Genomic DNA, 561 nt, shown 5'->3' on the forward strand with positions numbered 1-561 from the left:
AAGCCAGCCTGAAATCCGGCCTGTAACACCCTCTGTGGGAGCGGGCTCGCCCGCGATCCCCAGCCGAAGGCTGGGGGCAACGAACCTGATGGAATACTTAAAGACATGAGCGACCTACAACTCGACCCGCAAGCCCTGCAACAGGAAGAAAACTCCCTGATCGCCCTGCGCAAGGAAAAGCTTGCTGCCGAGCGCGCCAAGGGCAATGCCTTCCCGAACGACTTCCGCCGCGACAACTACTGCGATGCCTTGCAGAAACAGTACGCGGACAAGACCAAGGAAGAGCTGGCAGAGGCTGCAATCCCGGTCAAGGTTGCCGGTCGCATCATGCTCAACCGTGGCTCGTTCATGGTGATCCAGGACATGACCGGACGCATTCAGGTCTACGTCAACCGCAAGACGCTGTCCGAAGATACCCTGGCCGAGGTGAAAACCTGGGACATGGGCGACATCATTGCCGCCGAAGGCACCCTGGCGCGTTCCGGCAAGGGCGACCTGTACGTTGAAATGACCAACGTGCGCCTGCTGACCAAGTCGCTGCGCCCGCTGCCGGACAAGCAC

General features: G+C 60.4%; 1 protein-coding gene. It reads left to right on the forward strand.

Features of this window, described 5'->3' with window-relative positions; all coding sequences use genetic code 11:
• Window positions 1-105 precede the first annotated feature (105 nt).
• A partial coding sequence (locus J5M56_RS23965) for an OB-fold nucleic acid binding domain-containing protein (protein WP_243430884.1) occupies window positions 106-561 on the forward strand: 456 nt, incomplete at its 3' end.

This window comes from Pseudomonas sp. 51_B, from assembly GCF_017491595.1.
Taxonomy (GTDB): Bacteria; Pseudomonadota; Gammaproteobacteria; order Pseudomonadales; family Pseudomonadaceae; genus Aquipseudomonas; species Aquipseudomonas promysalinigenes.